Annotated in this window: 16 protein-coding genes; 8 read left to right on the top strand and 8 right to left on the bottom strand. The window is 69.2% G+C overall.

The window, feature by feature from the left end; genetic code table 11:
- The 6 genes from STRAU_RS12875 to pknB form a co-directional block, all read left to right on the top strand.
- Positions 1-338, top strand: a 338-nt coding sequence (locus STRAU_RS12875; RefSeq protein ID WP_037659017.1) for an FHA domain-containing protein, incomplete at its 5' end; no start/stop codon positions are given.
- A gap of 10 nt (positions 339-348) precedes the next feature.
- Positions 349-864, top strand: coding sequence for an FHA domain-containing protein FhaB/FipA (locus tag STRAU_RS12870; protein WP_016640733.1), 516 nt, complete (start codon positions 349-351; stop codon positions 862-864).
- A gap of 120 nt (positions 865-984) precedes the next feature.
- Positions 985-2601, top strand: coding sequence for a Stp1/IreP family PP2C-type Ser/Thr phosphatase (locus STRAU_RS12865; protein WP_259299897.1), 1617 nt, complete (start codon positions 985-987; stop codon positions 2599-2601).
- 26 nt (positions 2602-2627) lie between these two features.
- A complete protein-coding gene (locus tag STRAU_RS12860) occupies positions 2628-4037 on the top strand; it encodes an FtsW/RodA/SpoVE family cell cycle protein (RefSeq protein WP_037659015.1) in 1410 nt (469 codons plus the stop codon).
- Positions 4034-5497: a peptidoglycan D,D-transpeptidase FtsI family protein gene (locus STRAU_RS12855; RefSeq protein ID WP_016640730.1), complete on the top strand. Its 1464-nt coding sequence runs from the start codon at positions 4034-4036 to the stop codon at positions 5495-5497. Before STRAU_RS12860 ends, STRAU_RS12855 begins: the two co-directional genes overlap by 4 nt.
- Before the next feature lie 171 nt (positions 5498-5668).
- Positions 5669-7711, top strand: coding sequence for a Stk1 family PASTA domain-containing Ser/Thr kinase (pknB, locus tag STRAU_RS12850; protein ID WP_016640729.1), 2043 nt, complete (start codon positions 5669-5671; stop codon positions 7709-7711).
- 73 nt (positions 7712-7784) lie between these two features.
- Here the strand turns inward: pknB and STRAU_RS12845 are convergent, their stop codons facing one another.
- Genes STRAU_RS12845 through STRAU_RS12820 form a run of 6 tightly spaced genes read right to left on the bottom strand, consistent with a single transcriptional unit; the run spans position 7785 to position 12054 of the window.
- The gene (locus STRAU_RS12845; RefSeq protein ID WP_016640728.1) at positions 7785-8534 is read right to left on the bottom strand and encodes a class E sortase; all 750 of its coding nucleotides are present in this window, start codon (positions 8532-8534) and stop codon (positions 7785-7787) included.
- Between the two features lie 44 nt (positions 8535-8578).
- On the bottom strand, positions 8579-9706 hold the full coding sequence (locus tag STRAU_RS12840; RefSeq protein ID WP_016640727.1) for a class E sortase: 1128 nt from the start codon (positions 9704-9706) through the stop codon (positions 8579-8581).
- Entirely contained in the window at positions 9703-10341 is a 639-nt protein-coding gene (locus STRAU_RS12835; protein ID WP_016640726.1) for an aminodeoxychorismate/anthranilate synthase component II, read from the bottom strand. The genes STRAU_RS12840 and STRAU_RS12835 overlap by 4 nt, the downstream gene beginning before the upstream one ends.
- Positions 10338-10499 (bottom strand): hypothetical protein, encoded by a 162-nt coding sequence (locus STRAU_RS42935; protein WP_016640725.1) that lies wholly within the window; start codon positions 10497-10499, stop codon positions 10338-10340. Before STRAU_RS42935 ends, STRAU_RS12835 begins: the two co-directional genes overlap by 4 nt.
- A gap of 51 nt (positions 10500-10550) precedes the next feature.
- Positions 10551-11240, bottom strand: coding sequence for a class E sortase (locus tag STRAU_RS12825; RefSeq protein WP_037659016.1), 690 nt, complete (start codon positions 11238-11240; stop codon positions 10551-10553).
- 19 nt (positions 11241-11259) lie between these two features.
- Positions 11260-12054, bottom strand: coding sequence for a DUF881 domain-containing protein (locus STRAU_RS12820; RefSeq protein WP_037659014.1), 795 nt, complete (start codon positions 12052-12054; stop codon positions 11260-11262).
- 149 nt (positions 12055-12203) lie between these two features.
- Between STRAU_RS12820 and crgA the strand changes: the two genes are divergently transcribed.
- Positions 12204-12461, top strand: coding sequence for a cell division protein CrgA (gene crgA / locus STRAU_RS12815; RefSeq protein ID WP_016640722.1), 258 nt, complete (start codon positions 12204-12206; stop codon positions 12459-12461).
- Between the two features lie 302 nt (positions 12462-12763).
- Here the strand turns inward: crgA and STRAU_RS12810 are convergent, their stop codons facing one another.
- Both STRAU_RS12810 and STRAU_RS12805 read right to left on the bottom strand, forming a co-directional pair.
- Positions 12764-13660 carry a rhomboid family intramembrane serine protease gene (locus tag STRAU_RS12810; RefSeq protein WP_037659013.1) on the bottom strand — a complete coding sequence of 299 codons (897 nt, stop codon included), beginning with the start codon at positions 13658-13660 and terminating at the stop codon, positions 12764-12766.
- 133 nt (positions 13661-13793) lie between these two features.
- On the bottom strand, positions 13794-14327 hold the full coding sequence (locus STRAU_RS12805; RefSeq protein WP_016640720.1) for a peptidylprolyl isomerase: 534 nt from the start codon (positions 14325-14327) through the stop codon (positions 13794-13796).
- Between the two features lie 261 nt (positions 14328-14588).
- On the opposite strand from STRAU_RS12805, the gene STRAU_RS12800 reads away from it, so the two are divergent.
- On the top strand, positions 14589-14976 hold a 388-nt coding region (locus STRAU_RS12800; RefSeq protein WP_037659010.1), incomplete at its 3' end, for a DUF5324 family protein.

Below are 14976 nucleotides of genomic sequence, written 5' to 3'. Positions count from 1 at the left end.
CCGCAGCGGCGCCGGGCCGGCCGCAGGGGCCGGGCGCCGGCCCCCTTCCGGGCGCGCAAGTGCGGCGCTGGATTGAGATCAACGGCAACCGCCATCAGATCTCCCGCCCGACGCTGGTGCTGGGCCGCAGCACCGACGCCGATGTGCGGATCGACGACCCCGGCGTATCGCGCCGGCACTGTGAGATCCGGACCGGAACGCCCTCGACGATCCAGGATCTCGGGTCTACCAACGGCATCGTGGTAGACGGGCAGCACACCACCCGCGCTACGCTCCGCGACGGCTCGCGGATCGTCGTGGGCAGCACCACCATCATTTACCGGCAAGCCGAAGGGTGAAGCGGGGGCAATGTCAGAGCTGACCCTGACGGTCATGCGGCTGGGTTTCCTGGCCGTTCTGTGGCTGTTCGTGATCGTGGCCGTCCAGGTCATCCGCAGCGACCTGTTCGGTACGCGTGTCACTCAGCGCGGATCGCGCCGTGAGGGCGGCCGCCAGCAGGCGGCCCGCCAACAGCAGCAGACCGCGCCACCGCCGCAGCGCCAGCAGAGCGGTGGCCGCCAGCGTCGCGGCGCCCCCACCAAGCTGGTCGTCTCCGAGGGCACCCTCACGGGCACCACCGTCGCCCTCCAGGGGCAGACGATCACGCTCGGCCGGGCGCACGACTCGACCATCGTGCTGGACGACGACTACGCCTCCAGCAGGCATGCCAGGATCTACCCGGACCGTGACGGCCAGTGGATCGTCGAGGATCTCGGGTCCACGAACGGCACATATCTCGACCGGACCCGCCTGACCACCCCGACGCCCGTTCCGCTGGGCGCGCCGATCCGCATCGGCAAGACCGTCATCGAGCTGCGGAAGTAGTACGACAATGAGCGAGCGGAGCGAGCGAGCCGACGCGGTCCAGGACTTGGACGCCAGCGCGCTCCCGACCGGAGGGTGGGCACCGTGCGGATGTACCCGGAGCCGACGGGCGAGGTGCGCATGAGTCTGTCACTGCGCTTCGCCGCCGGATCGCACAAAGGCATGATCCGGGAGGGGAACGAGGACTCCGGCTACGCGGGTCCGCGTCTCCTCGCCATCGCCGACGGCATGGGCGGCCAGGCCGCGGGCGAGGTCGCCAGCTCCGAGGTGATCTCGACGCTCGTCACGCTCGACGACGACGTGCCCGGCTCGGACATCCTCACCTCGCTCGGCACGGCCGTGCAGCGGGCCAACGACCAGCTCCGGCTGATGGTCGAGGAGGACCCGCAGCTCGAAGGCATGGGCACGACGCTCACGGCCCTGCTCTGGACGGGCCAGCGGCTCGGTCTCGTCCATGTCGGCGACTCGCGCGCGTATCTGCTGCGCGACGGCGTGCTGACGCAGATCACGCAGGACCACACCTGGGTGCAGCGGCTCGTCGACGAGGGCCGGATCACCGAGGAGGAGGCGACGACGCATCCGCAGCGCTCGCTCCTGATGCGCGCGCTCGGCAGCGGCGACCACGTCGAGCCGGACCTGTCGATCCGTGAAGTCCGCGCGGGCGACCGGTACTTGATCTGCTCAGACGGCCTCTCCGGGGTCGTGTCCCACCAGACGATGGAGGACACGCTCGCCAGCTATCAGGGCCCCCAGGAGACCGTGCAGGAGCTCATCCAGCTCGCGCTGCGCGGCGGCGGCCCCGACAACATCACGGTGATCGTCGCCGACGTCCTGGACATCGACACCGGCGACACCCTCGCGGGTCAGCTCTCCGACACCCCCGTGGTGGTCGGCGCGGTCGCCGAGAACCAGCTCCAGGCGAACGACGACGGCGCCATGCAGACCCCCGCGGGACGCGCCTCGGGCCTCGGCCGCCAGACGCCCCCCAGCCCCTCCGGAGGCGGCTTCGGCCCGCCCGGGAGCGGCGACACCACGGGGTACGTCCCGGAGGGCTCCTTCGGGACGTACGGCGACGAGGACTTCGTCAAGCCCGGCGGCGGCCGCAAGTGGCTGAAGAGATCGCTGTACACGGCGCTCGCGCTGGCCGTCGTCGGCGGCGGCCTCTACGGCGGATACCGCTGGACCCAGACGCAGTACTACGTGGGCGCCAAGGCCGAGCACGTCGCGCTCTACCGCGGCATCGACCAGGACCTCGCGTGGGTGAGCCTGTCGAAGGTCGAGAAGGACCACCCCGAGATCGAACTCAAGTACCTGCCGCCGTATCAGCGCAAGCAGGTCGAGTCGACGATCTCCGAAGGCAGCCTCGAAGACGCCAGGAAGAAGATCGACGAGCTGGGTCTGCAGGCATCGGCGTGCAAGAAGGACGCCGAGCGCCGCAAGATCGAGCAGGAGAACCGCGAGAAGCGCGAGAAGAACGAGCGCGACGCCAAGCCCGGCGAGGGCGAGGCGGGCGGCCAGACCGGCCGGCCCGACCCGTCCGAGACCTCCAAGCCCGACTTCCGCAACGCGAACAACAACAACGCGACCGCGGCGAGCGCCAAGAACACGGCCGCCGCCGCGAGCGCGAAGACCGCCAAGGACGCCAAGTCCGAGTCCACCGCCGCACCGACTCCCACACCCGGCCCCAGCCTCTCCGAGCAGGAGAAGGATCTGGTCCCGCAGTGCGGTAAGCAGTAAGCAGCCGTTGGGGGCCCTTGCACGCCATGAGCAGTAGCACTACACACACGTCGACGATCGGCGCCATCGGAGCGCCGAGCCGGCGCAACACCGAGCTCGCGCTCCTGGTGTTCGCCGTCGTCATCCCGCTGTTCGCCTACATGAACGTGGGCCTCGCCATCTCCGGCGAGCTGCCGCCCGGCATGCTCGGCTACGGCCTCGGCCTCGGCCTGCTCGCCGGCGTCGCGCACCTGGTCGTGCGCAAGTTCGCGCCGTACGCGGACCCGCTGCTGCTGCCCCTCGCCACGCTGCTCAACGGGCTCGGCCTGGTGGTCATCTGGCGGCTCGACCAGTCGGAGAAGCTCCAGCAGCGGCCCAACTTCTCCGAGGCGGCGCCCAACCAACTGCTCTACTCCGCGGTCGGCATCGCCCTGTTCGTCGGCGTCCTGCTGCTGCTCAAGGACCACCGCGTCCTGCAGCGGTACACGTACATCTCGATGGTCGCCGCCATCGGCCTGCTGCTCCTGCCGCTGGTCCCGGGGCTCGGCATGAACGTCTTCGGCGCGCGCATCTGGATCCGCGTCGGCGGGTTCTCCATCCAGCCGGGCGAGTTCGCGAAGATCGTCATCGCGATCTTCTTCGCCGGGTATCTGATGGTGAAGCGGGACGCGCTCGCGCTCGCCAGCCGCCGCTTCATGGGCCTGTATCTGCCCCGCGGCCGTGACCTCGGTCCGATCCTGGTCGTCTGGGCGATGTCCATCCTGATCCTGGTCTTCGAGACCGACCTCGGTACGTCGCTGCTGTTCTTCGGCATGTTCGTCGTGATGCTGTACGTGGCCACGGAGCGCACCAGCTGGATCGTGTTCGGTCTGCTGATGTCCGGCGTGGGCGCCGTCGGTGTGGCGTCCTTCGAGCCGCACGTGCAGCAGCGTGTGGACGCCTGGCTGGATCCGTTCAACTCCGACGTGATCGCGCAGAACAGTGACCAGATCGCCCAGTCCCTGATGGCGTTCGGCTCCGGTGGCACCCTCGGCAGCGGCCTCGGCCAGGGCCACTCCGACCTCATCGGCTTCGCCGCCAACTCCGACTTCATCCTCGCCACGTACGGCGAGGAGCTGGGCCTCGCCGGCGTGATGGCCGTCCTGCTGATCTACGGCCTGATCGTGGAGCGCGGTGTGCGCACGGCGCTCGCCGCCCGCGACCCGTTCGGCAAGCTCCTCGCGGTCGGCCTGTCCGGCGCCTTCGCGATCCAGGTCTTCGTCGTCGCGGGCGGCGTCATGGGTCTGATCCCGCTGACGGGTATGACGATGCCGTTCATCGCGTACGGCGGTTCATCGGTGATCGCCAACTGGGCGCTGGTCGGCATCCTGCTGCGCATCAGCGACACCGCGCGCCGCCCGGCCCCGTCGCCCGCACCGAACCCCGACGCCGAGATGACCCAGGTGGTACGGCCGTGAACAAGCCTCTGCGCCGCATCGCGATCTTCTGCGGCCTGCTCGTCCTCGCGCTGCTCATCCGCGACAACTGGCTGCAGTACGTGCAGGCCGACAACCTCGCCGAGCACGAGATGAACCGCCGCGTCCCCATAGAGCGGTACGCCCAGCCGCGCGGCGACATCATCGTCGACGGCAAGGCCATCACCGGCTCGCAGAAGGTCGACGGCGACGACTTCAAGTACAAGCGGACGTACAAGAACGGGCCCATGTGGTCGCCCGTGACCGGCTTCGCCTCGCAGCGCATCGGCGCCACGCAGATCGAGTCCATCGAGGACCGCATCCTCACCGGCAACGACGACCGGCTCTTCTTCCGCCGCAGCCTCGACATGCTGACCGGCAAGAAGAAGGAGGGCGGCAATGTCGTCACAACCCTCAACGCCGACGCCCAGAAGGCCGCGTACAACGGCCTGAAGGGCCGCGGCAAGGGCGCCGTCGCCGCGATCGACCCGTCCACGGGCGCGATCCTGGCGCTCGCCTCCACTCCTTCGTACGACCCCTCCAGCTTCGCGGGCAACACCAACAAGGAAGCCGAGACCTTCGGGAAGCTCGACAAGGACCGCGACAAGCCGATGCTGAACCGCGCGCTGCGCGAGACCTACCCGCCCGGCTCCACCTTCAAGGTGGTCACGGCCGCGGCGGCGATGGAGCACGGCCTGTACACGGACATAGACGACAAGACCAAGTCGCCGCTGCCGTGGACGATGCCGGACACCACCACTCCGCTGAAGAACGAGGGCAACATCCCCTGCAAGAACGCCACGCTGCGCGAGGCGCTGCGGGTGTCCTGCAACACCGTCTTCGGCAAGATCGGCTCGGATCTCGGCAAGGACAAGATGCTGGAGACGGCGGAGAAGTTCGGCTTCAACGAGGAGCAGTTCGTCCCGGTCCGTTCCAACGCCTCCGTCTTCCCGAAGGAGATGGACCGGCCGCAGACGGCGCTGTCCTCCATCGGTCAGTTCGAGACGGCCGCGACGCCGCTGCAGATGGCCATGGTCACCTCCGCGATCGCCAACGACGGCACGCTGATGGAGCCGTACATGGTCAAGGAGCTCCAGGCGCCGAACCTCGACGTGATCGAGAAGCACTCGCCCAAGGAAATGAGCGAGCCCATGTCCAAGGAGAACGCGCAGAAGCTCCAGGACATGATGCAGACCGTGGTGAACGAGGGCACGGGAACCGCCGCCAAGATCCCGGGCGTCACAGTGGGCGGCAAGACCGGTACCGCGCAGCACGGCCTCAACAACAGCAAGAACCCGTACGCCTGGTTCATCAGCTACGCCAAGACCGACTCGGGATCGCCGGTCGCCGTCGCCGTCGTCGTCGAGGACAGCGACGCCAGCCGGGACGACATCTCCGGTGGCGGTCTGGCGGCGCCGATCGCGAAGGACGTGATGAAGGCGGTTCTCGACAGCAAGAAGTGACCCCTGTCACGGCCCCTTCACATCGGTGCACGTTGCGATACCGGTCCTGTATCGGGTGACGGTTGCGGCCGGGTCACGCCAGGCGAGCCGGGTACGGTATGCCCGGACAGCACACCGCCGGACCGCGCAACACGGTGCGGTCGGGGACCGACGGAGAGGGCTGGAATAGCTATGGAAGAGCCGCGTCGCCTCGGCGGCCGGTACGAGCTGGGCCAGGTGCTCGGCCGCGGCGGGATGGCGGAGGTCTACCTCGCGCACGACACCCGCCTCGGCCGCACCGTGGCGGTGAAGACGCTGCGGGTGGACCTCGCCCGCGACCCGTCGTTCCAGGCCCGGTTCCGCCGTGAGGCCCAGTCGGCCGCCTCGCTCAACCACCCGGCGATCGTCGCGGTCTACGACACCGGCGAGGACTACGTCGACGGGGTCTCCATCCCGTACATCGTCATGGAGTACGTCGACGGCTCCACGCTGCGCGAACTGCTGCACTCCGGCCGCAAGCTCCTGCCGGAGCGCGCCATGGAGATGACGATCGGCATCCTCCAGGCCCTGGAGTACTCGCACCGCAACCAGATCGTCCACCGCGACATCAAGCCCGCGAACGTCATGCTGACGCGCAACGGCCAGGTCAAGGTGATGGACTTCGGCATCGCGCGCGCGATGGGCGAGTCCGGCATGACGATGACGCAGACGGCGGCGGTCATCGGCACCGCGCAGTACCTCTCGCCCGAGCAGGCCAAGGGCGAGCAGGTGGACGCGCGAAGCGACCTCTACTCCACCGGTTGCCTGCTCTACGAGCTCCTGACCGTCCGCCCGCCGTTCGTCGGCGACTCCCCGGTCGCGGTCGCGTACCAGCACGTACGGGAAGAGCCCCAGGCCCCGAGCGTCTTCGACAACGAGATCACGCCCGAAATGGACGCGATCGTCCTGAAGGCGCTCACCAAGGACCCGGACTACCGCTACCAGTCGGCCGACGAGATGCGCGCCGACATCGAGGCATGCCTCGACGGCCAGCCCGTCGCCGCCACCGCCGCGATGGGCTCCGTCGGCTACGGCGGCCACCCGGACGACCAGGCCACGGCCATGCTCCGCCCCCAGAACGGCGCCGCCGGCCACGGCCAGACGTCCATGATGCCGCCGGTCAACCCCGACGAGGGCGGATACGACGACGGGTCGCGGCGCGGCCGCCAGAAGAAGAGCAATACGTCGACGATCCTGCTCGTCCTCGCGGGCATCCTGGTCCTGGTGGGCGCGATCCTCATCGGGAAGTGGGCGTTCACCGGGAACAGCGGAACGAGCGACGACACGAAGGCGCCGAACTTCGTGGGCGAGACGCTGAAGGAAGCGCAGAAGTCCGCGAAGAACGTCGACCTGACCATCGCCGTGTCCGAGCGCAAGCCGTGCGAGAAGTACCCCAAGGGGGAGATCTGCTCGCAGGACCCCACCCCCGACACCAAGGTCGAGAAGGGCGACACGATCAATGTGGTCGTGTCGACGGGGGCGCCGAAGGTGGCGGTACCGAGCGTCATCGGCTCGGACGTCGATGCCGCGACGAAGAAGCTCGAGGGCGACAAGTACCAGTTCGTCGTCAAGACCAAGCAGGTGGAGTCCCCGGAGACCCCGGGCGAGGTTCTCGAACAGGACCCGACGTCGGGCAGCGAGGTTCAGAAGGGCAGCACCATCACGCTGAGCGTGGCCAAGGAGAAGACCCAGACGCCGGTCCCGGACGTCTCCGGTCAGACCTGGGAAGCCGCGAAGAAGCAGTTGGAGGACAGCGGCCTGAATCCGGTCCGCTCGGACGTCGAGAGCGAGAGCGTCGAGGAGGGCAAGGTCATCCAGACCTCGCCCGCGGCCAACACGCAGGTCGACCCGAACTCCACGGTGACCGTCCAGGTCGCCAAGAAGAAGGCCGAGGAGGAGCCGGAGGACGTGGCGGTTCCGGCGCTCGGGGGCCAGAAGCTCTCCGACGCCCGTGACGCCCTTGAGGACGCGGACCTGACGGTCGGCAACATCACGGGCCCGCAGGACGACGACGCCACGGTGATCATCTCCGACCCGGCCGGCGGCCAGCAGGTCAAGACCGGCACCGCGGTCAACCTGGTGACCACCGGCGGCACGCCGGGCGGCGGTGACCAGGGCGGCGGCGACAACGGCGGCGGCAACGGCGGCGGCTTCATCGAGGGCGCCACCGGCTTCGGCCGCCACGAGCGGGACTGACCCGCACCGCGACACCGCACGTAGGAGGGCCCCGGCACCATCAGGTGCCGGGGCCCTCCTACTTCAACGACGCTCAGTCCAGCTCCGGCGGCGGTGTCCGCTCGTTGTCGACCTTCTCGATCCGCTCCAGCTTGCCCCACACCACGTAGCGGTACTTCGACGTGAAGACCGGCGTGCACGTGGTGAGTGTGATGTAGCGGTCCGCCTTCTTCGCGCCCGACTCCTTGGGGACGGGGTCCAGGACGCGGACGTTGTATTTCGAGGTCTCGGGGAGGGTCTTGTAGACCTTGTAGACGTACCACTTGTCGCGGGTCTCGAAGACGATCGGGTCGCCCTCGTCGATCTTGTCGATCTTGTGGAACTTCGCGCCGTGGCCGTCCCGGTGCGCGGCCAGCGAGAAGTTGCCCTTCTCGTCCTGCGGCAGCGCGGACTTGATGGGCTTCGTGTAGTAGCCGGCGACACCGTGGTTGAGGGTCTTGCTGTTGGTGCCCTTGGTGACGAGGATCTCGCCGCCGCTCATCGTGGGTACGTGGAGGAAGCCGATGCCGTCCTTGGTGTTGAGCGCGCCGGGGCCCTTGGCCTCCCAGTGGTCGCGGACGCGGTTGCCCTGCTTCTTGGCCTCGCGGTCCGCTATGACGTTCGTCCACCAGAGGGAGTAGGCGACGAACAGGCCGAGGATCAGGCCGGCGGTGATGAGGAGTTCGCCGAAGACGCTGACGGCTGTCGCGAGGCGTCCGCGGCCGCGCGGCCGCCTCGCGGGCGCGGGCGCGGACTCGGACTCCCCCGTCCGCTCCTGCTCGTCCTCTTCGGTGGTGGCTGCCACTGCATCTGCCCCGTCTGTCTCAGCTGTCTCGGCGTCGTCGGCCCCTAGTCGACCAGCGCGGGCGGTTTTCCGTCAGCGCGCGGCCGGTCCTCGACCATCTTGCCCCACACGATCATTCGGTACTTACTCGTGAACTCGGGGGTACAGGTGGTCAGTGTGATGTAGCGGCCGGGTTTCGTGAAGCCGGAGCCGGGCGGCACCGCGTCGAGCACCGCCGTGTTGCCGGGGCCGGTCTGCGGCAGGATGCTCGCCATCTTGTAGACGAAGTACTTGTCCTGCGTCTCGACGACGATCGGGTCGCCCGGTTTGAGCTTGTTGATGTACCGGAACGGCTCGCCGTGCGTGTTCCGGTGTCCGGCGACCGCGAAGTTGCCGGGGTTCGCCTCCGGCATCGGGGTCTTGGTGCCGCCCTTGTTGTAGTGGCCCACCATGCCCCGGTCGAGGACCTTCTGCTTGTCGATGCCCTCGGCGACCGGTACGACGACGTCCAGCTTCGGGATGTGCAGCAGGGCGAAGCCCTGGCCGGGTTCGAAGGCGCCCGGCTTGCCCTTGCCCTTCGCCCAGTCCTCCTGGAGCTTGCGGGCGGCCGCGTCGGCCTGCTGCTGGGCCCTTATGTTCGTCCACCAGAGCTGGTACGTGACGAAGAGCAGCATCAGTACGCCGATGGTGATGAAGAGTTCGCCGATGACGCGGCTGGCCACGGTGGCGGGTCCCGGCTTGGCGGCACGGGCGGCGCGGCGGGCCTCTACGCGGGTGAGGGGGCGGCCGCCCTCGCCGGTCGGGGGCGCGGACGCGGACTTGGACTTCGACCTGGCGGGCGCGGTGGCTGTGGGCTTGCCACGACCAGGTGCGGAGGCCCGGCGCCCCTTGTGCTTGGCGGCCTTGCGGCGCGCGGCCCGCCCGCCGGGGACGACGACGGGCTCCGCGGCCCGCTCCGGCTGCCCGGCACCGGCTATACGGCGGGTGTCCGCCGTCCGCAGGCCGATCGTTTCGTCGTCGACGGGGGTTTCCGGCCCAGGGCCGGGTCCGGGTCCGGGACCAGGGCCAGGTCCGGGGCCGACGGGCCCCACAGGATCCGGGTCCTCCCCGTCCGGCGGAGCCGACCCGCTGCGGAACCACGGCGACGGATGCTCCCCCGGCGCGGCGGCGTCCCCGCCACCGTGCCCGGTCACGCCGTGGCCCTGCCCACCACCGGGGCAAGCCCGCTCGACCGGGCGACGGCCCCGGTGTCCCCGCACTCCGCGAGCCAGTTGGCGAGCATGAGGTGGCCGTGTTCGGTGAGCACCGACTCGGGGTGGAACTGGACGCCCTCGACGGGCAGTTCACGGTGGCGCAGGCCCATGATGATGCCGTCGGCCGTGCGCGCGGTCACTTCGAGCTCGGCCGGGACCGTGGCGGGCTCGGCCGCCAGCGAGTGGTAGCGGGTCGCGACGAAGGGCGACGGCAGGCCCGCGAAGACGCCCCGGCCCTCGTGCGTGACCGGCGAGGTCTTGCCGTGCAGGAGTTCCGGCGCCCGGTCCACCACGCCGCCGTACGCCACCGCCATGGACTGCATGCCCAGGCACACGCCGAAGACGGGCACGCCGGTCGCGGCGCAGTGGCGGACCATGTCGACGCACACACCGGCCTGTTCGGGGGTGCCGGGCCCCGGCGACAGGAGCACCCCGTCGAAGCCGTCCTGCGCGTGCCGCAGCTCGACCTCGTCGTTGCGGAGCACCTCGCACTCGGCACCGAGCTGGTACAGGTACTGCACGAGGTTGAAGACGAAGCTGTCGTAGTTGTCGACGACAAGAATGCGGGCGCTCATTGGCCGTCCACCGTCACATCGTTGAAGGGCAGCAGCGGCTCCGCCCAGGGAAACACGTACTGGAACAGCACATAGACGACCACGAGGACGAGCAGCAGCGAGAGCAGCGCCTTCACCCATACGTTCCCGGGCAGATGCCGCCAGATCCAGCCGTACATGCCGTCCCTTCCGTCGCCAGGCGCCACAAGCCGCCGCCGTAGAGCACCAGACTAACGGCGCAGTGCCTCGGGTTTCCCTTGCTCCACCGGCTGGGTGGCATCGAGGTGCGCCCAGGCGATCAGCCGGTGGCTGTGGCCCCACTCGGGCTCGCAGGTGGTCAGGGTGAGATAGCGGCCGGGCTCGCGGTAGCCGGATTTGCGCGGTACGGGATCGATGACGCCGATGTCCCCCGGCAGCGTCCGGTACGGCTTCTTGTCGATGCGGTACGTGAACCAGGTCGCGCCGTCGGTCAGGACGACGGCGTCGCCGGGGCGCAGCTCGGGGAAGTCCTTGAAGGGGTCGCCATAGGTGCGGCGGTGGCCGGCCACGGCGAAGTTGCCCTTCTGGCCGAGCTGGGCCGTGCCCGCGTAGTGGCCGAGGCCCTTCTTGAGGGTGCCGGTGGCGGTGCCCTGGAGCACGGGCTTGTTCCACGTGAAACCAAAGCGCGGGACGTACATGACGGCGAAGGGCTTCCCGTCCCGATAGGGGGCGGGCCTCGGCGGTGAGGCGTCCGCCGGTTCCTCGTCGGTGCGGGCCGCGACCGACCCGCGCGCCCACTGGTCCTGCAGCTGGTCGATCTGGCTGTCCATGGCCCGGTCGGCCTTCACTCCGGTCCAGAACAGGACGTACACGACGAACAGCACGATCACGGTCCCGATGGTGATGCACAGTTCGCTGAACGTCCTGACGATCACTCGCACCGGCACGGGTCCCCCAGGGCTACTGCTCCACAGGCTTCGCGTAGTGGAGATCCACTGTGCCCGAGTAGCCGGGAAGAGTCACCGCCCCGTCGTCGTCGACTTTCCAGCCGAGCCCGTAGGCGTTGACGTACAGCATGTAGTTCTGGATCTCCGGGGAGGCCGCGAGGGCCTTCCTGAGCTTGTCCGGGTCGCCGACGGCGGTGACCTTGTACGGCGGGGAGTAGACCCGGCCCTGGAGGATCAGGGTGTTGCCGACGCAGCGCACGGCGCTGGTGGAGATCAGGCGCTGGTCCATGACCTTGATGCCCTCGGCGCCGCCCTGCCACAGCGCGTTCACCACGGCCTGGAGGTCCTGCTGGTGGATGACCAGGTCGTTGGGCTGGGGCTCGGGGTAGCCGGGGAGCTTGGCGGTGGCGTCGGGCGGGGCGTCGGCGAGGGTGACCGTGACGGCGTCGCCGCTGAGCTTCTTGGTGCCGGCGTTCTTCTCCAGGGCCTTCAGGCGGGCTTCGTCGGCCTTGGTGCCGGGGCTGTCGCGCTGGGCGAGGGAGTCGACGTCGTCACGCAGGGAGCCGTTGGAGTCCTCCAGGTCCTTGTTCTCGCGGCTGCGCTCCTGGATGAGGTCGGAGAGCTTCAACAGGGAGGCGTCGGTGCGGATGTTGGTGCCCTTGGCCGTGTTGAAACTGGTGACGAAGATGAGGCCGGCGAGGGCGAAGACGGCGATCGTGAGCAGCCGCACGGGCCGCCAGCGTGGCCGCATCGGCCGCCAGCGGGGGCCCCGGCCCTGCCCTCCGGGGAAGTCGGCAGAATTGCTCAACGTACCCTTATCTCCTTCACCGCCACGGAAGCACTACGCTAACGGACGCCCGGGGGAGGATTTCGCCCACCGTAGTGCCGTAGTTCCGGCCCCGGCGCCCCACCCCGTTCCCTGCGCGGCCACGCAGCGCATCGACAGGAGAGACCCTCGTGCCGAAGTCACGTATCCGCAAGAAGGCAGACGACTACACGCCGCCGTCGTCGAAGAAGGCGACCAGCATCAAGCTGACGAACCGGAGCTGGGTGGCCCCGGTCATGCTGGCGATGTTCCTCATCGGCCTGGCCTGGATCGTCGTCTTCTACGTCACGGACGGGAAGCTGCCGATCGATCCGCTGGGCAACTGGAACATCGTCGTCGGCTTCGGCTTCATCGCCGCGGGCTTCGGCGTCTCCACCCAGTGGAAGTAGCGCTCCAGTGGAAGTAGCGCTTCCACTCATCGGAGAGCCCCTTTCCGCAAGCCCTGGCCTGAGTTATCCACAGCGCTAGCACTGCCATCCACAGACCTGGGGAAAGGTCTGAAGATCTGTGGATAACTCTCCGGAGGTTGACGCCGGTGTGACTGGTCCCGCTCTCCGCACCGGCGCGCGCACCCCTTGTCCTGCCTGGGAAAACCCGGACCGGCGACGCGAGGAACACCCGTTCCCCACTTCGTGCACAAGATCGGGCACAGACTGTGGACAACGAGGGTGCGCGCGCCGGTCCGCGCACGTCAGGTGAGCTGGGCCGTCCGCAGCACCACGACCACCACGATCACCGCGAACACCACCGCGCACGTGCCCCACTGCACCAGGGCGCGCCGCTCGCGCGGGGCGTGCACCATGCCGTACGCGATGGCCACACCGGCGACCAGGCCGCCGACGTGGGCCTGCCAGGCGATGCCGCTCCAGGTGAAGGTGAAGAGCAGGTTCAGCGCGAGGAGCGCGATGACCGGGCGCATGTCGTAGTTCAGGCGCCGCATCAGGACCGCCGTCGCGCCGAGCAGGCCGAAGATCGCGCCGGAGGCGCCGAGGGAAGCCTCGTTCGCGTCCGAGACCAGGTAGGTCAGGGCGCTGCCACCGAGGCCCGACAGCAGATAGAGGGCGAGAAAGCGGGCGCGGCCGAGCGCCGCCTCCAGCGGGCCGCCGAGCCACCACAGGCCCAGCATGTTGAACGCGATGTGCCAGATCTCCTGGTGCGTGAACATCGACGTGACCAGGCGATACGTCTGGCCGTCGGCGACGCCCTCGGTGGGCACGAACGGATGCGGCGGCCACTGGCCGATGAGCACCAGGTCGTTGAGCAGGCCCTCGCCGCGCACCCGCACGGCGACGAACACCAGCAGGTTGAGCGCCAGGATGATCTTCGTGAGCAGCCGGGGGTCCTGGGCGATGGTGCCGCCCGCGATCGTGCGCGGCCGGCCGGCCGCGGGCGCGTGCCCGGTGCCCGAGCCGCCGCGGACGCATTCGGGGCACTGGAAGCCGACCGAGGCGCTGATCATGCACTCGGGGCAGATCGGCCGCTCGCAGCGGGTGCAGGTGATGCCCGTCTCCCGGTCCGGATGCCGGTAGCACATGGGCGGGCCCTGCGCGTCCCGCGGCTCCTGCGGGCTTCCTGGCGCCTGGTCCATTGCGGTCCCCTCATTCTCCGTACGAAGGACGTCGTGAACGCGCCGCCCCGCCCTTCCTCTACGGATGGGCGGGGCGGTTTGGTTCCCTCGGGGTGTGCCGCGCGGGCGTCCCCCGGAGAGCTCGCGTCGGCGCTCAGCCCTCGCGCGTCTCGATCACGACGGACTCGATCACGACGTCGTTGACCGGGCGGTCGGTGCGCGGGTTGGTCTGGGTGCCGGCGATGGCGTCCACGACCTTCTTGCTCGCGTCGTTCGTGACCTCGCCGAAGATGGTGTGCTTGCCCGTCAGCCAGGCCGTCGGCGACACCGTGACGAAGAACTGCGAGCCGTTGGTGCCCGGGCCCGCGTTGGCCATGGCCAGCAGGTACGGCTTGGTGAAGGCCAGGTCGGGGTGGAACTCGTCCCCGAACTCGTAGCCCGGGCCGCCGGTGCCGTTGCCCAGCGGGTCACCGCCCTGGATCATGAAGCCGCTGATCACCCGGTGGAAGACCGTGCCGTCGTACAGCTTGTCCGTGGACTTCTTGCCGGTCGCGGGGTGCACCCACTCGCGCTCGCCCTTGGCGAGCTCAACAAAGTTCTTGACCGTCTTGGGAGCGTGGTTCGGCAGCAGCCGAATCTCGATGTCGCCCTGGTTGGTCTTGAGGGTGGCGTAAAGCTGCTCAGCCACGATCTGCCTTCCGTTGTCCTCTGTGACACCCCGATCCTCGCACGGACCGGATTGGGACGAGTAGCCGCCGAGTGGGCGCGCGCCGCCGGGATCCGTGGCATTGTCGTCGGCAAGCGCCGCTTGTACCGAATTGATCGCGTTCTCCGGTACAGCCGATGCCCCGGATGCCCGCCCTCGCATGCCCCGGTTCCATCCGGCAGGCATGATCCCGGAAAGGGTGGAAAGGTGACATACCTATACGCCACCAAGGAGGAGGATCCCGTGACCCGCAAAGACAGCGTGCGCGCCGCGGCCGACTCGGCGAAGGAGAGCGTGCGGCACGCCGCGGACGCGGTGGCACCGTACGCGGACAGGGCGGCCGAGGCCAAGGACAGGGCTACGCACCTGGCGCACGAGGCCCGGGTGCGGCTTGCCCCGAAGGTTTCGCACGCCGCGCACACGGCCGCCGGTCAGGCTCGCGCCCAGTACGACTCGCACCTGGCGCCGCGCGTGGAACAGGCGCGCAGCCATGTGCCGCCGAAGGTCGACCAAGCGGCGCACGAGGCCGCCGTCCGCACCCGCAAGGCCGCCCGGCAGGCCGCCGACTTCTCCAAGCCGCGCATCGAGCACGCCGTGGCCGTGGCCGGCCCGGCCCGCGAGGAGGCCGCCG

Source organism: Streptomyces aurantiacus JA 4570 (assembly GCF_000414115.1).
In the GTDB taxonomy this organism is placed as follows: domain Bacteria; phylum Actinomycetota; class Actinomycetes; order Streptomycetales; family Streptomycetaceae; genus Streptomyces; species Streptomyces aurantiacus_A.
The sequence above is the reverse complement of the archived record's forward strand: the minus strand, read 5'-3'. Positions and strand labels throughout refer to the sequence as shown.

Coding starts and splice junctions, on each gene's coding strand:
- STRAU_RS42935 (WP_016640725.1), bottom strand. CDS start 10,499: ATGTACGGCTGGATCTGGCGGCATCTGCCCGGGAACGTATGGGTGAAG.
- STRAU_RS12870 (WP_016640733.1), top strand. CDS start 349: ATGTCAGAGCTGACCCTGACGGTCATGCGGCTGGGTTTCCTGGCCGTT.
- STRAU_RS12860 (WP_037659015.1), top strand. CDS start 2,628: ATGAGCAGTAGCACTACACACACGTCGACGATCGGCGCCATCGGAGCG.
- STRAU_RS12865 (WP_259299897.1), top strand. CDS start 985: ATGAGTCTGTCACTGCGCTTCGCCGCCGGATCGCACAAAGGCATGATC.
- pknB (WP_016640729.1), top strand. CDS start 5,669: ATGGAAGAGCCGCGTCGCCTCGGCGGCCGGTACGAGCTGGGCCAGGTG.
- STRAU_RS12835 (WP_016640726.1), bottom strand. CDS start 10,341: ATGAGCGCCCGCATTCTTGTCGTCGACAACTACGACAGCTTCGTCTTC.
- STRAU_RS12810 (WP_037659013.1), bottom strand. CDS start 13,660: ATGGACCAGGCGCCAGGAAGCCCGCAGGAGCCGCGGGACGCGCAGGGC.